The following is an 18,332-nucleotide window of genomic DNA, read 5'->3' on the forward strand; positions in this document are numbered from 1 at the left end:
CATCTTTATTTGGCAATTTTACTAGCTTTTTCATTTTAACCCTTTTTTGGCATACTCGCCAAAGTGAGATGCACCCAGTGCGATCGCCCTTTTGTGCTTGAATTGGTAAGCGATAAATCGTGAAGGGCGATCGGCTTTCTTGTCTTAATGCTAACCGAAAAGGCGATCGATCGACTTAGATTGGTAATTAGTAATAACGACAAAGTATTTAGTTGTGTCACCTGCTAATTTAGCAAAAACTAATTATAAAGGTAAGTATTGAACTTGGTTAACTAAATCTTCGGGTTCGTTGGCTTTCCCAATTATTTCTAAGTCCCGGACGCATTCCCCAACGGTTACATATTGTTGATGCGCGTAAATAACTCCACTAAATTTTACTCCCTCTTGCTGGCGACGGTTGGCTATTACTAAAAAATCATCATCTTGGGTAAATATAACGCGATCGAGGTCAGTAGCGCGATCGAGTAAAATAGTGTCAGGCGTGCCAGTTCTGCCATCTTCTTGTACCGTGATAACGTCTATACCGCGCAACTTTAAACCATTTATAATTGCCCGGCGAACGTGTTCATCCATGTAAAGGGCTAGAGTCATTTAATTAGCCCCTGGGTGCGAAGTTTTTTAACCAAAGCAGATTCACCCGCTTCTTGACGTAATTTTTCAACATTCTCAAGTCGTCGCTGTATATCGGCGTCTAGTTCTTCTTTGTTATCCCAGTAGTAAGCTAAGGTAGAATAAATTTGACTCATGCTTAAATATGGGTGTTGAAATTTAATTTCTTCGGGACTCCAGCCAAAAGCAAGATGACCGGAAACTAATTCAATTACTTTCATGGTTGTTCCCGCAATGTAGGGAACGTTGTTTTCATTCAGTTCTATATACTTGTGTTGAGTAGCGGTCAAGTTCATATAGTTTGCCTCGTTACTGAATTCAGTAAAATTATAACAGATTATGGCTCATAATCCCCGTGCAGCTAACAGTTAGCCCTCAGCAGCTAACAAGATAAGCATTTTTTATATTGACGGCGCACAATTTGTTTATTATAATTACCAGGCCATAAATAGCAAAATTTTTACGCCTAACAATTTTCTCAAATAACAGGTAAACTATTCTAACGTTTGCGCGTACCGAACGCCGCAGGCATAACCTATATCTGTTAAGGATTCGTCCTAATTCTTAGGAGCGGGATTTTAAAATATGCATCTCAGCGAACTGACTCATCCAAACCAATTACACGGCCTCTCGATTCATCAACTTGAACAAATTGCCCGACAAATTCGAGAAAAGCATTTAGAAACAGTAGCTGCCAGTGGCGGACACCTAGGCCCCGGATTGGGTGTAGTCGAACTCACCTTAGCACTCTACCAAACACTCGACCTCGATCGCGACAAAGTTACCTGGGATGTCGGCCACCAAGCTTATCCGCACAAATTGATCACCGGCCGCTACAACAATTTTCACACTCTGCGCCAAAAAGACGGCGTTGCAGGCTATCTCAAGCGCTGCGAGAGCAAATTTGACCACTTCGGCGCCGGTCACGCCTCCACGAGCATTTCCGCAGCGCTGGGAATGGCTATGGCGCGCGACCTCAAGGGAGAAAACTTTAAAACTGTAGCAGTCATCGGCGACGGCGCATTGACAGGCGGCATGGCACTGGAAGCGATTAACCACGCGGGCCATATGCCGAAAACTAATTTGATGGTGGTGCTCAACGATAACGAGATGTCAATCTCGCCCAATGTCGGCGCAATTACCCGCTATTTGAACAAAATGCGACTCTCGCAGCCGGTGCAGTTTCTCAAAGATAACTTAGAGGAACAATTCAAACAGATTCCCTTTGTGGGCGAAACTTTTACCCCAGAAATGGAACGCCTCAAAGAAGGCATGAAACGGTTAGCAGTGTCCAAAGTTGGAGCCGTAATTGAAGAATTGGGCTTTACTTACATGGGCCCGGTTGATGGACACAATTTGGAAGAGTTAATTGCTACTTTCAAACAAGGTCATACTATCCAAGGCCCTGTGTTAGTTCACGTGGTGACAGTGAAGGGCAAGGGATATGCGATCGCCGAAAAAGACCAAGTAGGATATCACGCCCAAAATCCCTTTAACTTAGCCACCGGCAAAGGCATTCCATCCACCAAACCCAAGCCTCCAGCTTACTCGAAAGTCTTTGCCCACGCCCTAGTCAAACTAGCAGAAGATAATCCGAAAATTGTCGGCATTACCGCAGCAATGGCAACCGGAACTTGCCTAGATAAACTTCAGGAAAAACTGCCAAAACAGTACATTGATGTCGGTATTGCGGAACAGCACGCCGTCACTTTATCTGCTGGTTTAGCCTGCGAAGGAATGCGCCCGGTTGTAGTAATTTACTCGACATTTTTGCAGCGAGCCTACGACCAAATAATTCACGATGTCTGCATCCAAAACTTGCCAGTTTTCTTCTGTTTGGATCGAGCCGGAATTGTCGGTGCCGACGGCCCAACCCACCAAGGAATGTACGACATTTCCTTCTTGCGCTGTCTGCCAAACATGACAATTATGGCGCCAAAAGACGAGGCGGAATTGCAGCGGATGGTAGTCACGGGAATCAACCACACCAGCGGCCCGATCGCGATGCGTTACCCGCGTGGCAACGGTTACGGCGTACCTCTGATGGAAGAAGGTTGGGAAGAATTGGCGATCGGCAAAGCTGAAATTCTCCGCAACGGCGACGATGTGCTGATATTAGGTTACGGTTCGATGGTTTATCCGGCAATGCAAACCGCCGAGATTTTGAGCGAACACGGCATCGAAGCAACAGTCATCAACGCGCGTTTTGTCAAGCCTTTGGACACTGAATTAATCTTGCCTTTAGCACAGAGAATCGGCAAAGTTGTCACAATGGAAGAAGGCTGTTTGATGGGCGGATTCGGTTCAGCAGTAGCCGAATCTTTGATGGATAATAATATCCTCGTACCACTGATGCGCTTGGGCGTACCTGATACATTGGTGGATCATGCAACGCCTGAACAATCATTTGCCAGTTTGGGATTAAATCCGTCGCAAATGTGCGATCGCATCTTAGCAACATTCAGCCGCAAACAATCACCCGTTAGCGTCTAATTAGCTATAATTGTAGGGTGGGCACTGCTCACCTTACTTCACCTTTACTGCACAAAAGGAGAATCAACCATGACTTATCTCAACCCAACTAGCAGAACTCCCCGGAGAAGATTGCACCCAAAACGCACACGTTCTTCAGAAGAAATAGCCCAATGGTATGCTGAAAGAGAAGCATTTTATCAGCGCTGCAAACCTATTTTCGATCGCCTAAAACCAGAATTGATTAAAACCCACTACAACTGGTACATGGCCGTTGAACCCGATAGCGGTGAATATTTTATCGACAAGGATGATATGCTAGTTGCAAACATAGCCCATGAAAAATACCCGAAAGTTAAATTGCACGTCTTTCGGATCAATGAAACTGGAGTTTGTGGCACGATATGATTGAAGGAAGATTTGGCGATCAGGACGAGCTATTTTTTGAAGTTGAATTGATTGCTGATAACGGCTTAGAATTACCTGTTGATGCCCTGCTAGATACAGGTTTTTCAGGCTGGTTAGCTATGAACGATCAAGATTTAGAGGGACTTGATTGGATATATGTGAAACAAGAAAAAATGCGAACAGCTAAAGGAGAATTTAATTTCGATCTTTATGCAGGAAAAGTGCGTCTTGAGGGTCAAGAGTTTGACATTCCCATTCACGTAGGTGCGGGAGTTCCCGAATTTTTAATCGGCCGCCAACTGTTGAAAAATCGGCGCTTGGTAGTTGATATTTCGGCGGGTGTTTTGACATTGGAAGCGAATTAATAGCAAGATGACTTTAAAAAATTTTGATATAGTAATAGTAGGAGCAGGCCCAGCAGGCGGTCACTGTGCGAGAATTTTAGCCAAATCCGGCCGCAAAGTCTTGCTTGCCGAACAAAACGACAATTTTAATAAAAACGACTTTTCCAGCGCCGCCACACCTTTAGAAACCCTCTCTCAATTCGATTTACCCGAATCAGTCATCGGCAGTTTTTGGCACAAACTTACTATTGAAACTAGCACAGTCAGTCAAACTTGGGAGTCTCCCGAAAACTTGGGAGTTGTGCTCAACTTTGCTAAATTTAGAGCATTTTTAGCCGAGGAAGTTGAGCGATTTGGCGGTGAAGTTTGGCTTGGTTGTCGCTACACCGAACATTCGCAAGTTAACGGCGAAACCGCAGTAGAGTTTAAACAGTTATCTGACGGTCAAATTATCAAAGTTAGCACGAAAGTCTTGGTTGATGCTACTGGCTTTGCTAGGGCGATTATGTATGCAAAAGAAAATGATAAGCCTGAGTTTTTGTCGGGAACCGGCATCGAATATTTAATTGAAGTAGAACCGGAAATTTACAATAAATATGCCAATGATTTAATCTTCTTTTTGGGCGATAAATGGATGCCTAAAGGTTATTCTTGGATATTTCCAATGGAACAAAATAGGCTGAAAGTTGGTGCGGGTCGCATTTTCTTGGATTCCAAAACAATTAAGCATTTGTCACCGCTGAAAAAATATATTGATTTGTTGATTGATGAATATTTGAAGTCTAAAAATTATACAATTATTGACAAACACGGTTCGACGCTTAAGTACAGTCGCGGTTTGCGGGATATTTATTATAAGGAGAATATAATTGCGATCGGCGATACTGTCTCAACTGTAAATTTTTTGGGCGGCGAGGGTATCAGACACGGGATGGATGGTGCCCAAATCGCGGGGAAATACATTGAAAAATATTTGGATGGGGGAATTTCAAGTTTTGGAGATTATGAGGCAGAAATGCACCGCAAGTTTGCTCGGAAATGGAATATTTCGGAAAGGTTGGCGGTAAGAAAGTATATTGATGATGTTAATGATGAACTGACTGATAAAATGATTTCTTATTTGAAGTACATGAAAACTGAAGATGTGATGGATATTTTATTTGATTATAAATTTGAGAAGATTTCGAGGGGATTTGGCGGTTATTTGCGGCGGAAATTTCAGGTTTTGGTGCAGGGGCTGAGAAAGTCGCTGGGTTAGGGCGGGTTTTGTACCGAAATTGTCTGCTTTTGGTTGAGATTGCTAGCTTAACCCGCCCCTTGTATCTTGAATAAGGACAAATTAATCTGGCTAAAAACCTAATTGCCAGAAATTTTCTGCTGTGACTTGAATGCGCGGTAGCGACATTAAATTATCGTCAAAATTGCTAAAATTTGACTTATATGATACACCAAAAGTATACCCACTCGCTCCGATTAAATGCTCTACAATTTTATCGACATCCCCGTAGGGATAAGCAAAATATCTGACGGATTTCCCTAATCCTCGTTCCAAAATTGCGCGGGATTTCGCCGCCTCGCGCACAATTTCTGTGGGCGACAAGGTAGTCAGAGGTTGATGAGTAGCAGACATCGAACCGAATTCAATTCCTGCATCCCGCAGTTGTCTAATTTCTGGCCATCCCATTAACTTTACTTCTTCAGAATCTGCTTTTTCCCAACTATTTGTCTTTCCTATAGACTCGGCTACTAGAAAGACAGTTGCTGTAAAATCAAAGCGTTTTAGTAAAGGGAAAGCGTAGGTGAAAAAGTCGAGATAGCCACCGTCAAAAGTAAGTAATATGGCTTTACCTGGTAAAGGAGTTTTAGTTAGTTTCGCACTTTGCCAATCTTCCCAAGTCGTACTGTAATAACCATTCTCTTTGAGAGATTCTAACTGCTGTTCAAAAACCTGCGGAGTAATTGCATTTAAACCATCGGGAGAAATGCGACGGTAGGCGAGAATCGGCAGTTTTTTTGTAACGCTATCATTGTCAAATACTTGAGGTTTGACTGAGTGAGAAACTTCTCGATAAGGCGATTTTTGCCAAATGATTTCTGGTGCGTAAAATACTTGATTTGGCAACTCGTTTTCTCGGGGAATTTGGATAATCGCTTCCCCTGCGATTGCTGCTGAGTTGGCTAATTCCCGCAGCGCCTGCGCTGGGAGTGCGGCGCGGCGGCTGATTCTGGTTCCTGTTGCACCACATCGCCTGCCGAACATCACGGCATTTGGCGGGTAAATGCCCCCAGAACCCTCTGCATTCAACCAGTTGGGCAGATTCGACCTTTGTTGAGCAGCAGAGGCTAAGCGCGATCGCAGCGACATCTCACCATCGAGCGGTTGTCCCAGCAAAGCTTCACGCACGCAGGCGACGCACAACTCAAAACCGATATTTCGGGTAATTGTCGATCGCACTTTTTGAGCAGAAACAAAATTATTTTCCACCGCAACAGTTACAATACCGATAGCCACACCGCCTACTGTCACCAACACGTCAATTTCAGAAAGCTCAACTTTGATGTTAGGCAATTCTGCGCTAACTTCCACAGCAATCAAGTCTCCATCGAGGGTGATTGTGACTGTTTCATCGGCTGTTTCGGGATTGTAAAAATTAGTCTCAAGCCAATGCGGACGATTCCAGATTTCTTGTAAAAATAGTAGCCATTCAAGTTGCGGAGTTCCGGGATTACGTTGAAAAAATTGATCGAGAATTGGCCAAGCAAACTGAGCTGCGATCGCATCTACCAACACCGCACCCGTCACAATCCCGTCACAGATGGGCAATTCCACAGTTCCCAGTTCATTGCCTTCTAGGTTGATTTTACAGCACAGGCGATCGCACATTTGTGAAAAACCGCAAATATCCGAAATTTGTTCGGTAACTTCCACCGCAACTTTCCCAGCAATTTCCTTATTTACCCAGCTAATCTTATTTAAAATATACGCAATTTCATCTTGCTTAAAAAGAGCGTGATATTTGTGAAACTTAGTGCTGGCGATATCTCTATCTATTCCTTTATGCCAAGGTACATTTAAACTCAAATTTGCTGCTTGCTGCTTGTAATATTCCAGCATAGCACCGTCATATTCAATGTCAACAAACTTACATATTTTGCCTAAAAGTTTAATTTTGTCATCTAAAAGCTCTTCGTACTTAACTAAAACATGACTTGCTTTATTAACATATTTATGGCTATTTAACACCGCATATACCCAGCGCTCGATACAGTGATCTAAATCCCAACCAGCGCCCCACAATTCGTGATAAATCCTAGTGCTCTCATACATAGAAGCGATTGTATCCATACCATTTCGCAAAATATGTATAAATTTTGCATCCGGCAACAAACCCTCTATATCAGGAATAAAATATATGTGTTCTGGCGTTTTTTCCAACCAAATGCTTTTGTTTTGTTCCGCCGCCAAACCATCCAAAACTCCGACAAACCAACGAGTTTTAGTTTCCACACTTTGACTGTCATCAAAATCTTTCAAAAGTTCAGGACGCTTAATCTCATCATTAAAGAAAGCTTTCATCCTACTTCGCAACTGTCCCGCCAACTTATCGTAAAGCAAATAGTGAAAAAACTTAGATTCAGGAAAAGAAATAACTTCAGGATGAGCCGCTAATAAACTTTGAAGGATTGTTGTACCGCTGCGAGGGGTTCCCACTAAAAATATTCTTTTCATTTTTATACTTGATTAATGGTTGGTGAATGAGGTTTTTTTTAATAAACCGCAGAGAGCGCAGAGGACACAGAGAAGCGAGAAGGAAGAGGTATAATTATAAATCATTTATCAACATCTCTGTTTCTGCTTCCTCTCTGCGCTCTCTGCGCTCTCTGCGCTCTCTGTGGTTAAAAACTATTTTCCTAACTCCAGCTAAAATCTTCCTTTAACAAATCAGAAAGTTCCTGATTATAAGGCTTGAAATAATTGGTTAATTTTTGTTGAATTTCCGTAGGCATTTTGCTGTAATCCTCGATACTATTAATCTCATATTCTTTGAGGGGGCTTCCACTAATATCCAAGAAATCTAAGACTTCAGAAAATACTTGGCTTGTATTTGCATAAAACTCTTCGCTCTTGAGGATTAGCAACTGTTCCCTCGGAAAATAATCGAGCCAGTTTTTGATTTGTTCAACATAGATTCCGCGCGACAAGTAGGAATAATGTTGGTGGTTGAAACTGTAATAACCTTGATCGGCTTTGATTTTTTCAATTTCACCTTTTAGCCTGTCAGGTTCAGATGCGATCGCCTTTTCAAAATCCAACTTTTCGCAACCTACTGCCACTTCTAAATGATAGTGCATCCACGCTCGTTTTACCGGGTTTCGCAGCATTAAAATCAGCTTGACATCCGGGAAACACTTGTATACTCGCTCGGCTACCAAAGGATGATAAATGTAGTAAGGAGTCATTTCCCACAGCAGCACCTTGTCACCCGCTACACTCCGCGTCAACTGTTTGCTATACCACTCTACACCGCGCTCGAAATTCAACTCAAAAAAGTGAATCTCCCGGGAACCTTCTTTGATAATTTGCAAGTGATTTGCCAGGTGTCCATGCAAAGCTTCTATGCCCGACTTTTGAGCACCAATTACTAAAAAGTCGGGTGACTGCTTATTTCTTAACTGAGTTGAAATTTTGACGTAGCCCGGATTGTTCTTATTTAAAGCGTGAACTTTTTCAGCTTTTTCTGGCAAATCTGCAAGCTGCATTTTGCCGTCAAACTCCCAATGGTAGGGCGGACAGAGAATCGTTTTTTGGTTTATAGTCGATCGCACATACAGCGGATATACGTGCCAGTGATAGTCGTAAGCATAGGCCCAACTCTTCTCGTAAACCCCAGCATTGATGTAATATTGACCGTTTCCTAAATCCAGCCTGTCTACGTGCAGCCGGATTTTGCCTTTACCTTCCGCCAGCGGAATGAACCGCCCCATTTGATTGGTATTAGTCTCAAAACAACTTTGACCGTCTTCCCGGCTGATTGTCATGCCAAAAATCGCAGCAGCAATCGGTTTCGGAACCATGTAATGAATTTCAATAGTAATAGCATCGCCGCTGTCTACCTCATCATCCGGCAACACTTTAACATCAGTTATTTCTACTTCCAAAGAACCGAATCTATTCTCATTAACTCGGAGTTCCGAACCCGTACTTGTAACTTCAGGAGGACGCATGGGAGTGCGCTTGTCAGTTTCGGATCGCATTTCCGACAAATACTGACCAGCTACCACTTCCGGCTCCCCGTAAGCCATGATTTCACCGGATTTTAGCCACAAAGCCCGATCGCAGGTTTTTTGAATTTGAGCTGCGCTGTGAGAAATCAAAACAATCGCACAACCTTGATTTTTAAACTCCTCTATCTTTTTCAAACATTTAGCTTGAAAAGCCACATCTCCAACCGACAAATATTCATCAATTAACAACACCTCTGGATTGGTATGAATTGCCACCGAAAAAGCCAACCGCATTCGCATCCCTGTGCTGTAAGTTCGCAGTGGGCTGTCAATAAACTGTTCTAATTCTGCAAATTCAACAATAGAATCAAATCGATGCGCTGCTTCCCTGCGAGTCAAACCGGCCACCACCGCACCCACAAACACATTTTCTCTGCCCGTCAAATCTGAGTGAAAACCCGCACCCAAATCCAACAAACCGCCAATTCTGCCGTTAATTTTAATAGTTCCTTCCTCAGCGCGGCCGATACCACCGATCAGTTGCAGCAGTGTCGATTTTCCGGCTCCATTTTTACCGAGAATTCCGAGCATTTCCCCTGGAGAAACACTAAAATTGATATCCCGCAGTGCCCAAAAATGTGCTTGTGGTTTCATCCGCCACCAGCCCCACAAAGCGGCCTCCATAATTGTCATAGGTCGATCGGCACTGTAGCGGTTGAAACGTTTACCCAAACCCTTGACAACAATAGCTTGACGCATTTACAATTCCTCCACAAATCGATCGCTTTGCCGTCTGAAAATCGCCAGTCCTATCGGCAAAAGAGCAGCCACAAGCAAGCTCACAATTAACAGCGCTTGCCAGTCCGGTTGAGTACCTTTGAGCAGTATTGCCCGGTAAGCTTCAATCAGCGGCACCATCGGATTTAACTGATATAAAGGCTGAAATTCTTTAGGCACGCTTTTCAGGTCGTAGAAAATCGGAGTTAGGTAAAAAAGCATCTGCAATACCACGCCCAAAGTGTGCTGGGTGTCGCGAAAAGTCACGTTAATCGCAGCAAGTGGATAAGCCAAACTCACCGTCAAAATGAATTGAATAATCATCAAAATCGGCAGAAAAAATAGCACAGGATTTGGCTGAATTCCGTCCATTGCCAAAAAGATAATTAGCACCGGCAGCGCCAGCAAAAAGTGAATCAATCCGGTTGTAGTTGTCACTACAGGCAAAATAGCTGTCGGAAAATTCGGCTGCCTGATTAAAGCCAGGTTGCCAGTAATTAGTGCTGTCGATTGAAACAGCACCGTCTGACTCCAGTTCCAGATTAACAAACCGCTGAATGCAAAGGAAGCAAACTGCGGAATATTTACCGGAATTACCGTTCGGAATACAAAACAGAAAACAGCCAACTGCAACAGCGGACTGATCAAAGTCCAAGCAATCCCCAAGGTCGATCGCTTGTAGAGTAATTTCATATCGCGATCGACCAATCCACGCAGCAAATCGAAGAAATGAGCGACTTTGCGCCTCTCAACCAGCGTTCCCAGAGTTTTCATCCCGCACCTCCAGTCACCGTCAGAGGTTCCGGCTGTGGCTGCTCATCCACATCCGTCATCGCCACCAATCGTTGAGCCTGTAACTGCGCTTCCCTGTAAGCAAAAGGACTCTGTAAAGCCCCTAGCAGCTCGCTAACTACCAACTTGCGGGGAAACCAGCCAGGCCGCATCAAGCGTCGCAACAGCGACCCTTTCAGCCATTGAGACAACGCAAATTGCCAAATTGCCCCGCTACTGACAGTACCATTGCGAGCACAAGTCAGCAAATAAGCCCCAAAAGCCTGCCCATTGTCCTGTAGCTGCCGACTCAAAGCATCGGCACTACGCCTGTGTACGTTCCACACAAGGGCTCTCGGCTCATAAAAAGTCGCGTATCTCTTAGCTAAAATCCGGTGAAACATCTCCATATCCCCAGCGCCCCGAGTCGCCGTCCCGACATCCAAAGCCGGGTCAAAATTGCCAACAGCCTCGAACACTTTGACGCGGAAAGCCATATTCGCCCCAACGCCGTAGGATCTCGCCCACAGCAACTCCTGCGCCGATAGCTGACTACCATCAACTTTAAAGCGGTGGAAGTATTGCAGCATTCCCCCGTAGCCGAATTCAAATTGAATTTGAGCCTCTGTTTCCAGTTCCGCCGGCACCACCAAACCACTCACTGCCATAATTTCCGGGTCAGCAAAGCCCGCAGCGATACCCCGCAGCCAACCCCGATCGGGCCGCATATCATCGTCAGTAAAAGCAATTATCTCGTGGCTGGCTTCAGCGATCGCCCGATTGCGAGCCCAGTTCAATCCTGGACGTTCTTCCCTAATGTAGCGTACAGGTAATCTCGCGACCAATTCAGCGGTGCTGCTGTTGGAAGGAGCATTATCTATCACAATAATTTCGTGCTTGGGATAGTCCAGGGCAAGAATTGCTTCCATAGTGCCTTTGAGTAAGTCCGTGTGATCGCGCGTGCAGATGACAACGCTAATTGGTGGCAGTTCTCGATCGAAATCTGCTGCTACTGGGACTAACTGATCTTCCAAACTCGATCGAATCAACTCCTTGCCCATCTGCTCCACAATCGTTTCTCGCACTCGATCGGCCGAGATTGTTTGCTGCCAGGGATTGTTATTAACATAGGCCCAGCCGAGCGGCCGTCCCCGGTAGCGAACCAAGAGGCGGACACGTTCATATTTTTCTAGTCCCCTAATTGGATTTATCTCTTCAGTAAACTCGATTTCAAGCACTTTTATTGCCATGAATTTCTCCTCAAAATACGATTGGGAATTGGGTTTTGGGCCTGGGAAATTAGGAATCGGGCATTGCGCATTGGCAACTAATGACAACAGTCATTAGTTACCAATTATTGAATTACCAAAACACGCTCCTCAAAAGCAACTAAAAGCTTTGCTTCGATCTACTCAGAACTGCACGGCATACCGTTAACCGCCATCGCTCTCGCCAGCGGTTCCGCTAAATTCTGTGCCAGTATCCTTCGCAGGTGAACCCCGCGTAGCGGTTCGGCGCCGACTTCGGGAGAGATGTGACCGATTGTCAGCTTGCCGTAGTACAGGTAAATCCCAGCCGGTCTTTCGGCATCGATCCTGTGTTCTGCTGCTTCCAAGCCTTGCTGCAAGTCAATTTCTATTTCGTATCCGCCCAAATCAGCGCGGATCGGGCCTTCTTCCATAAAAGTAGAAATGCCCGATCGAGTTTTCAATTCGTCCATCACACCGCGCAAGTACCAGTAACCGCGCAATTTAGCGGTCAGCCACCGCCAAGTACCGCGCATCCGCACAGCTTCTAGCCAATCTAGCGACCGCCTCAGTCCCACAGCCAGCAACTCTAGAGCGGCCGGCCAGTAAAAAACTAGAGCAACGAAAACCCGATCGACAAAAGAGTAAGGAGTTTCGTAATCCTTTATGTGCAGTGTCGGTTTAAGTTCCGGGTGTCGCTGACCGAGCAAGACATCGGAGCGTCCTTCCTCGCGCGCTCGGCGAAAAGAGCGCGAGAGGTTGTTAGTTTCGTGTTCGTAGTGATACCCGACTGCATCCGCTGCCACAGCAAAAGGTATATTTGCTTTGAGCAAGCGCAAGCCGAATTCATAATCTTCATGGGCAGTTCCCTGACCGAAACCTGCATCGAAGCCTCCAGTGCTAGCAAACATTTTTGTCTCCAGAGACAAGTTGCCAGTCAGCAAGTCTTCATAAGTATGACGGTGATCCGGTTGTCTCATTTGGTAAAATTTTTCTTCCCACCAAGCCCGCACTTCTACGTCAAAGAATCTATCCCCTCCCTGAAACTTCGGCGGATAAGGGCCGATCACCACGCAGCCCGGACGCTCTTGGTGAATGCGTACATGACTTTCGATTAGAGGCGGAGTTGGTTCGATATCGTCATCTATAAATAGCACCAGTTTTCCGGTAGCCGAGGCTGCTCCCGTATTTCTGGTGATCGAAGCTGCCCGACACTTTTCTTCAATAACCAGCAGTTTAAACGGAGCTTTGTAGTCTTTTAGCACAGCCAAAGTATCGTCTATGCAGCTATCTGCGACTACAATAACCTCGATGAGGTCGAGCGGATAAGTTTGGGATTGCAGTGCATCGAGAGCGCGCAGCAGCAATACACTTCGGTTGTGAGTCGGAATAATTACGCTAACTGTTAGATTTTCCATATTGACATTACACAAATCAACTTCATCTTCATTTCAAATGCGGTAAAAAACAATCTCAAAATCCCTATTTATTGCTCCCTCTTAATTTTTTGCAACTGCTGGCGAGACGTAAAATAAGCCATCGGCCCGCTAATGCAGCCCTGCAATTGAGCCATAAGCAAATCACTAGGGACAGAACCTGGTTGCTTTCGCCAAGAAGCAATTAGTTCAGGAATTTGTTTGTACCAAAGCCAGCCCCAAGCTAACAGAGGCACGCTAAATTCTCTGTTGAACACAAACATCCGCGTCCAGTAAGCATAGACTCCGATTCCGTAGCATTTGAGCAAGTTGCGCATTTCTTCCCAGGTGCGTCGGTGGCGGTGCCAACTCAAGGCCCTCGGTTCGTAGACGATGCGGTAGCCAGCGCGCAAAATGCGGACAAACTGTTCGCTGTCTGAACCGCACTTAGCAGGCGTGCCCACGCCCAAAGCTTCGTCAAACAGCCCGATGCAGTCGATCAAACTTTTCCGCAAAGCCATACTCCCGGAAACCCCCACAGGAGCTATAATCAGCGGATTGCAGTGCGCCCCGTCAAAAACTTGGCGATCGAAGCCCTTCCCGTAGGGGCTGTAAAGCTCAAACCATTCTTGGGCTTCCGTTTCCAGTTCTAGGGGCATCAGTAGCCCCGTGACACACATAACTCGCGGATCTCTGAAATTTCGCAACAGTGATCGCAACCAATCCCGATCGGGCACTGCATCGTCATCTGTAAACGCTACAAATTCGTGTTTCGCTTCCCGCAAAGCTCGGTTGCGGGCGGCGCTTTCCCCGGCTAAATCGTCTTCCCGCACGTACCGGACTTGCGGATAATTATTTTTGACCAATTCACGGGTAGCATCCGTAGCCGGACAATTGTCAATTACCAAGTATTCCTGACCGTCATCTGGGAGCAGCATCAGCGCGTCCAGACAGCGCCGCAAATCTTCCGGGCGATCGCGCGTACAAACCGCTACAGTGGCGATCGGGATTGTCTCTACCGCCCCGCGTTCGTCCCATTCCAGGGCATCGTAGAGCCAATTTTTCCAAAGGTTATCCCCTGCTGCATTCATCAGACTTTCGCGCAATTGAGCGCCCTCAATCCGACCTCCGACTACCGGAATTTGAGCTTGGGCGATCGGTTTTCCGTGCAGTCGAATTAAAACCAAGGCTTTGCTGTAACGCTCCTCAACCGTAATTTCTGGCGGGAGTTTGGATATTTCCAGGTCGAGAATAGCTGTTGCCATTTTAGATTTTAGATTGTGAAAAATTATTGCGAAAAACTCAGAAATACTCCGTATTTTCCCGGATGTATTTTAGCCAAAATTGTTGTAAGAGATAGCAACTTATAGCGATTCTCAAAAAAGTGAGGTATGCCATATCCCATATCCCATATCCCATATCCCGTTCGCGTACCTGATCTTTCTGAGAAAGGCTATATCAATGCCATACTTGCCGATCGCCGATCGCGAATCAAACATAAAGCCTCATTATTGTTATTGCTTTTACTTATTTTTACTTTCGATTACCCGCTGATGTCAAGTTTTTTTCCTACATAATTTTTACCGCCGAAGACTCTCGTACATCGGGGCTTGTGTCAATTGCAGGCGTTAATCGCCCATGCTTTCCAGGTGACGATAGAAAATTTAGTCAAGATTTTGGCAAATTGAGGGCTAAACTTGAAAAGACTTGCATTCCTTACTAGGAAGCATTTTGATCGTTCGGACTTCACTCCTTCTCCTTCTATCCTCGCGTTTGACTGTGCCGAATTTCTGCTAATAGCATCTCTTGATTTTTTGCAGGTTCTTTGCAAGTCAAACACTCACAAACTAACCCGATCGCACCTTCAGGCAAATCAGCCTCAATCTGACATACAGCAGTCGGATAATACCGCGAAATCAACCCCGAAATCTGGTCTGGCGACGTGCGAATCAGGGTAGAATGCTGATACCAATCCAGAGCCGAAAGCAGACTCGGACAAGCTTGGGAAGTATCTCGGATAATACTGCTGAAAGCTTGCAAACCTTGTTCGGCGCGATCGAGATATTCTAAATTCTGGCCCAGCAATGCCAAGCGAACCAAAGAGGCGATCGCAATTCCATTCGCCGCCGGAGTTGCACTATCGATATAACTGCGTTCCCGCACCAACAAATCGTCGCTAGCATCCTTAGCAGTATTGTAATACCCTCCCAATTCCACGCTCCACAAAAACTCATCAAACTCATCTTGCACCTGCACAGCTTTCTCCAACCAAAACTGAGAATTCGGCAATTGCTGTACTGCTTCCCCGTTTCCTAACATCAAACTCGCTTGATGCAAATCCAACAAAGCTTTCACAAACAAAGCATAATCTTCCGACTGCGCCGCCACAGCAGATTGTCCATCATAATTTAGCCGCTGAAACCGCCCGTCAGTCCACTGATTATCTAAGATAAAATTAGCAGCATTCACAGCCAATTCCAGATATTCCAAATTCCCAAAAACAGCCGCCGCCCGCGCCAAACCCGAAATCATTAAGCTATTCCAAGCAGCAATCATTTTTGTGTCAGTAACTGCTGGAATTCTCCCCGGCCAACTGTCGTTTTTTGCTTCTTGATTGTTGCGGGCGGGCGGAAAAGTTTTCACAGTATCGGGATTGTCGCCGTAGCGTACAGCAAAAAGTTTAGCTAAAGCAGTTTTTACCGTTGCACTGAGTTTTTCCTGCTGATAGCGCTGCAATACATTCTTGCCTTCAAAATTGCCACCACGAGTCACAGTAAACTGTGTTTGAATTTCCCCCAATTCCTGAGTATTTAACAGCGTTTGTAGTTCGGTGTAAGTCCAAACATAAAAAGCTCCTTCTTCCGGCTCAACTTCCTCTGAAGTGTTAAAACTATCAGCATCTTGTGCAGCGTAAAAATAGCCAGTTGGTGCGATCATTTCTCGCTTCAACCATTCTACAGTTCCTGCGATCGCAGTTTCAAAAGCTGGTTCTTGGAAGCCCGCGCTCCACAAATTCGCTAAATACTCAACAATTTGACCGTTGTCGTATAGCATCTTTTCAAAGTGTGGCACAGTCCAAGTTGCATCAACCGTGTAGCGGTGAAATCCCCCCGCTACGTGGTCGTAAATGCCGCCCAATGCTAAGTCTAATCCGCGCTGAGTGCAGACTTGTTTGCTGTCATATTTTGAATCAAAATTAAAGCGCGTTCCCCTCAATGCTAGCTCAGCATAAGGCATCATTGGAAAACTGGGCCCTGGGTTGCTGCCGGCAATAATTCCGGTGTTGAGTTCTAAGCCTTTTTGGAATACTTCGCGATTCAATTCTGCGGTGGCTGCTGACAGCAGCGCCGACTGTTGGAGGTTGTCTAAAATTTCTCCTTTGAACGCTTGCAATTTTTGCTTTTCTGTGTCGTAAAATCGGCGAATTGATTGCAAAACTTCTAAAAATCCGGGGCGTCCGTAGCGCGGAGTTACGGGGAAATAAGTACCACCGTAGAAGGGAACTCGCTCGTCGGGAGTGAGAAAAACGTTGAGGGGCCAACCGCCTTGGCCTGTCATCATTTGCAGGGTTTGCATATAAATGCTGTCGATGTCCGGGCGTTCTTCGCGATCGACTTTTATCGGTATAAAGTGCGAATTCATGTATTGGGCGATCGCGCGATCGGAAAATGCTTCCCCTTCCATCACTGTACACCAGTGGCAGCTAGAGTAGCCAATGGACAGAAAAATCGGCTTATTTTGGCTGCGGGCCGTTTCTAGGGCTTCGTCGCACCAGGGCCACCAGTCGATCGGGTTTTCGCTGTGTTTCCGCAGATAAAGGCTTTGGGATTGAGCAAGACGGTTGACCATAATCAAATCTACTTTAACTCTTACTGACTGCGCTTGTTAGTTCTATAGTAGTTTAGCGCGGACTATTTAAGTTGAGTTGTTGGCGACAATCATGTTTTAATATAATCACTGATTATTTCCATATAAAATGAGTTTATCATCTCGCAGAAAATTCAATCTACGGCTTGGACAATTTTTGCTGAGTGTGGCAGTTCCTCCCGCTGTTTTCAAACAGTGCCAAGCCGAATCCTCCAACCAAGCCGAACCATCGAGTCCACCTGTATTAAAAATTAATAATAACAAAGTTTCGACCAAAAAAGTAGTTCCAGAAGTAGAATTATTCGTGCCGACTTTTTTAGGAAACGACCAGCGCACATTTTACGGTCGAGGTGTTCCCAAGGGCTTGAAGTTAATCAACAAATTTGAGCTAGGAAGCGGCCGGACTTTTCTGGGTAGGCAATCGCAAATTTGGAGTGGCGCCGGTTGGACTGGACAGCCAACAATTACCAGAGATAGAGACAAAACTTATTTAATCATAGGTTCTTTCGACCACTATTTGCACAAAATAGATATGGCGACCAATAAAGAAGTTTGGCGCTATAAATTTGATGATATAATTAAAGGAAGTTCAACAATTTATATTGACAAAACAGCCAAGGCCGAGAATAGAATTGTGATTTTGCAAGGCAGCCGCAGTGGCGGGGGTGGCAAAAATGTTGTACCGAGTTTTAGGGCAATATCTTTTAGAACAGGCAAGGAACTTTGGAAGCTGGACATCAGGAGAACGCCCAGCTACAGTCAGGATAATGACAGCAGCGCTTTGTATCTGGGCGATGGCGTGTTGTTTAATGCGGGGGAAAATGCGATCGGCTATTTTCTCAATAGTTCTGCCAGCAAAGCTAAAGTTAAACAAGGAATCAAGCAACCGCAGATCTTGTCGGAAGTGCAGCTTTATGCAGCGGGAGATATCCGCAAGCATGGCGGCAATTTGGTAGCAGAATCATCGCCGTCCAGGCTCAAAGATCAACTATTTATCGCTGCGGGTTCTGGTCATATTTACGGTATCAGCATTAAAACAAAAAAAATTGTTTGGGATTTCTATACTGGTTCAGATATAGATGGAAGTGCTGTAATTTCTAAATCTGGTAAACTGTTTTGTGGTAAGGATTCAGGTAAAAAATAGTTGATTGAGAGCCGAAAAATATGGTAATGTAGTCAGATGAGCGAAAAGCCAG

At 45.3% G+C, this 18,332-nt stretch carries 15 protein-coding genes; 5 read left to right on the plus strand and 10 right to left on the minus strand.

What is annotated here, in order from left to right:
- Window positions 1-35: 35 nt before the first annotated feature.
- From QUB52_RS25730 to QUB52_RS25740, 3 genes are read right to left on the minus strand one after another with little or no spacing between them, the layout of a single operon-like run.
- Window positions 36-221 (minus strand): hypothetical protein, encoded by a 186-nt coding sequence (locus QUB52_RS25730; RefSeq protein WP_332975231.1) that lies wholly within the window; start codon window positions 219-221, stop codon window positions 36-38.
- Window positions 222-243: 22 nt separating this feature from the next.
- Window positions 244-591 (minus strand): DUF5615 family PIN-like protein, encoded by a 348-nt coding sequence (locus QUB52_RS25735; protein WP_265236333.1) that lies wholly within the window; start codon window positions 589-591, stop codon window positions 244-246.
- Window positions 588-905, minus strand: coding sequence for a DUF433 domain-containing protein (locus QUB52_RS25740; protein WP_332968775.1), 318 nt, complete (start codon window positions 903-905; stop codon window positions 588-590). The genes QUB52_RS25735 and QUB52_RS25740 overlap by 4 nt, the downstream gene beginning before the upstream one ends.
- A gap of 289 nt (window positions 906-1,194) precedes the next feature.
- Here QUB52_RS25740 and dxs point away from each other — a divergent pair, with 289 nt between their 5' ends.
- The 4 genes from dxs to QUB52_RS25760 all read left to right on the plus strand — a co-directional run bounded on the left by dxs (window position 1,195) and on the right by QUB52_RS25760 (window position 5,091).
- Window positions 1,195-3,102, plus strand: coding sequence for a 1-deoxy-D-xylulose-5-phosphate synthase (dxs, locus tag QUB52_RS25745; protein WP_332975230.1), 1,908 nt, complete (start codon window positions 1,195-1,197; stop codon window positions 3,100-3,102).
- A 69-nt stretch (window positions 3,103-3,171) separates the two neighbouring features.
- Window positions 3,172-3,489: a hypothetical protein gene (locus tag QUB52_RS25750; RefSeq protein ID WP_265236340.1), complete on the plus strand. Its 318-nt coding sequence runs from the start codon at window positions 3,172-3,174 to the stop codon at window positions 3,487-3,489.
- The gene (locus QUB52_RS25755) at window positions 3,474-3,854 is read left to right on the plus strand and encodes an aspartyl protease (RefSeq protein ID WP_332976305.1); all 381 of its coding nucleotides are present in this window, start codon (window positions 3,474-3,476) and stop codon (window positions 3,852-3,854) included. Before QUB52_RS25750 ends, QUB52_RS25755 begins: the two co-directional genes overlap by 16 nt.
- A gap of 7 nt (window positions 3,855-3,861) precedes the next feature.
- Entirely contained in the window at window positions 3,862-5,091 is a 1,230-nt protein-coding gene (locus tag QUB52_RS25760) for an NAD(P)/FAD-dependent oxidoreductase (protein WP_332975228.1), read from the plus strand.
- Between the two features lie 90 nt (window positions 5,092-5,181).
- Here the strand turns inward: QUB52_RS25760 and QUB52_RS25765 are convergent, their stop codons facing one another.
- From QUB52_RS25765 to QUB52_RS25795, 7 genes are all read right to left on the minus strand, one after another.
- Window positions 5,182-7,563 carry a sulfotransferase gene (locus QUB52_RS25765; RefSeq protein WP_332975227.1) on the minus strand — a complete coding sequence of 794 codons (2,382 nt, stop codon included), beginning with the start codon at window positions 7,561-7,563 and terminating at the stop codon, window positions 5,182-5,184.
- Between the two features lie 182 nt (window positions 7,564-7,745).
- On the minus strand, window positions 7,746-9,818 hold the full coding sequence (locus QUB52_RS25770; protein WP_265236347.1) for a Wzt carbohydrate-binding domain-containing protein: 2,073 nt from the start codon (window positions 9,816-9,818) through the stop codon (window positions 7,746-7,748).
- Window positions 9,819-10,610 carry an ABC transporter permease gene (locus QUB52_RS25775; RefSeq protein WP_265236349.1) on the minus strand — a complete coding sequence of 264 codons (792 nt, stop codon included), beginning with the start codon at window positions 10,608-10,610 and terminating at the stop codon, window positions 9,819-9,821.
- On the minus strand, window positions 10,607-11,857 hold the full coding sequence (locus QUB52_RS25780) for a glycosyltransferase (protein WP_265236351.1): 1,251 nt from the start codon (window positions 11,855-11,857) through the stop codon (window positions 10,607-10,609). Before QUB52_RS25780 ends, QUB52_RS25775 begins: the two co-directional genes overlap by 4 nt.
- A 158-nt stretch (window positions 11,858-12,015) precedes the next feature.
- The gene (locus QUB52_RS25785) at window positions 12,016-13,272 is read right to left on the minus strand and encodes a glycosyltransferase family 2 protein (RefSeq protein ID WP_265236354.1); all 1,257 of its coding nucleotides are present in this window, start codon (window positions 13,270-13,272) and stop codon (window positions 12,016-12,018) included.
- A gap of 68 nt (window positions 13,273-13,340) precedes the next feature.
- Window positions 13,341-14,534, minus strand: coding sequence for a glycosyltransferase family 2 protein (locus QUB52_RS25790; protein ID WP_332975226.1), 1,194 nt, complete (start codon window positions 14,532-14,534; stop codon window positions 13,341-13,343).
- A 496-nt stretch (window positions 14,535-15,030) separates the two neighbouring features.
- Window positions 15,031-17,118: a thioredoxin domain-containing protein gene (locus QUB52_RS25795; protein ID WP_332975225.1), complete on the minus strand. Its 2,088-nt coding sequence runs from the start codon at window positions 17,116-17,118 to the stop codon at window positions 15,031-15,033.
- Between the two features lie 127 nt (window positions 17,119-17,245).
- Here QUB52_RS25795 and QUB52_RS25800 point away from each other — a divergent pair, with 127 nt between their 5' ends.
- The gene (locus QUB52_RS25800; protein WP_332975224.1) at window positions 17,246-18,280 is read left to right on the plus strand and encodes an outer membrane protein assembly factor BamB family protein; all 1,035 of its coding nucleotides are present in this window, start codon (window positions 17,246-17,248) and stop codon (window positions 18,278-18,280) included.
- The last annotated feature ends 52 nt before the right edge of the window (window positions 18,281-18,332 follow it).

It is taken from the genome of Microcoleus sp. A6-C6 (genome assembly GCF_036705955.1).
Taxonomy (GTDB): Bacteria; Cyanobacteriota; Cyanobacteriia; order Cyanobacteriales; family Microcoleaceae; genus Microcoleus.

Bases quoted from the DNA above. Each gene is read 5' to 3' on its own strand.
- QUB52_RS25735 (WP_265236333.1), bottom strand. From the start codon at position 591: ATGACTCTAGCCCTTTACATGGATGAACACGTTCGCCGGGCAATTATA.
- QUB52_RS25740 (WP_332968775.1), bottom strand. From the start codon at position 905: ATGAACTTGACCGCTACTCAACACAAGTATATAGAACTGAATGAAAAC.
- dxs (WP_332975230.1), top strand. From the start codon at position 1,195: ATGCATCTCAGCGAACTGACTCATCCAAACCAATTACACGGCCTCTCG.
- QUB52_RS25750 (WP_265236340.1), top strand. From the start codon at position 3,172: ATGACTTATCTCAACCCAACTAGCAGAACTCCCCGGAGAAGATTGCAC.
- QUB52_RS25760 (WP_332975228.1), top strand. From the start codon at position 3,862: ATGACTTTAAAAAATTTTGATATAGTAATAGTAGGAGCAGGCCCAGCA.
- QUB52_RS25765 (WP_332975227.1), bottom strand. From the start codon at position 7,563: ATGAAAAGAATATTTTTAGTGGGAACCCCTCGCAGCGGTACAACAATC.
- QUB52_RS25770 (WP_265236347.1), bottom strand. From the start codon at position 9,818: ATGCGTCAAGCTATTGTTGTCAAGGGTTTGGGTAAACGTTTCAACCGC.
- QUB52_RS25775 (WP_265236349.1), bottom strand. From the start codon at position 10,610: ATGAAAACTCTGGGAACGCTGGTTGAGAGGCGCAAAGTCGCTCATTTC.
- QUB52_RS25780 (WP_265236351.1), bottom strand. From the start codon at position 11,857: ATGGCAATAAAAGTGCTTGAAATCGAGTTTACTGAAGAGATAAATCCA.
- QUB52_RS25785 (WP_265236354.1), bottom strand. From the start codon at position 13,272: ATGGAAAATCTAACAGTTAGCGTAATTATTCCGACTCACAACCGAAGT.
- QUB52_RS25790 (WP_332975226.1), bottom strand. From the start codon at position 14,534: ATGGCAACAGCTATTCTCGACCTGGAAATATCCAAACTCCCGCCAGAA.
- QUB52_RS25795 (WP_332975225.1), bottom strand. From the start codon at position 17,118: ATGGTCAACCGTCTTGCTCAATCCCAAAGCCTTTATCTGCGGAAACAC.
- QUB52_RS25800 (WP_332975224.1), top strand. From the start codon at position 17,246: ATGAGTTTATCATCTCGCAGAAAATTCAATCTACGGCTTGGACAATTT.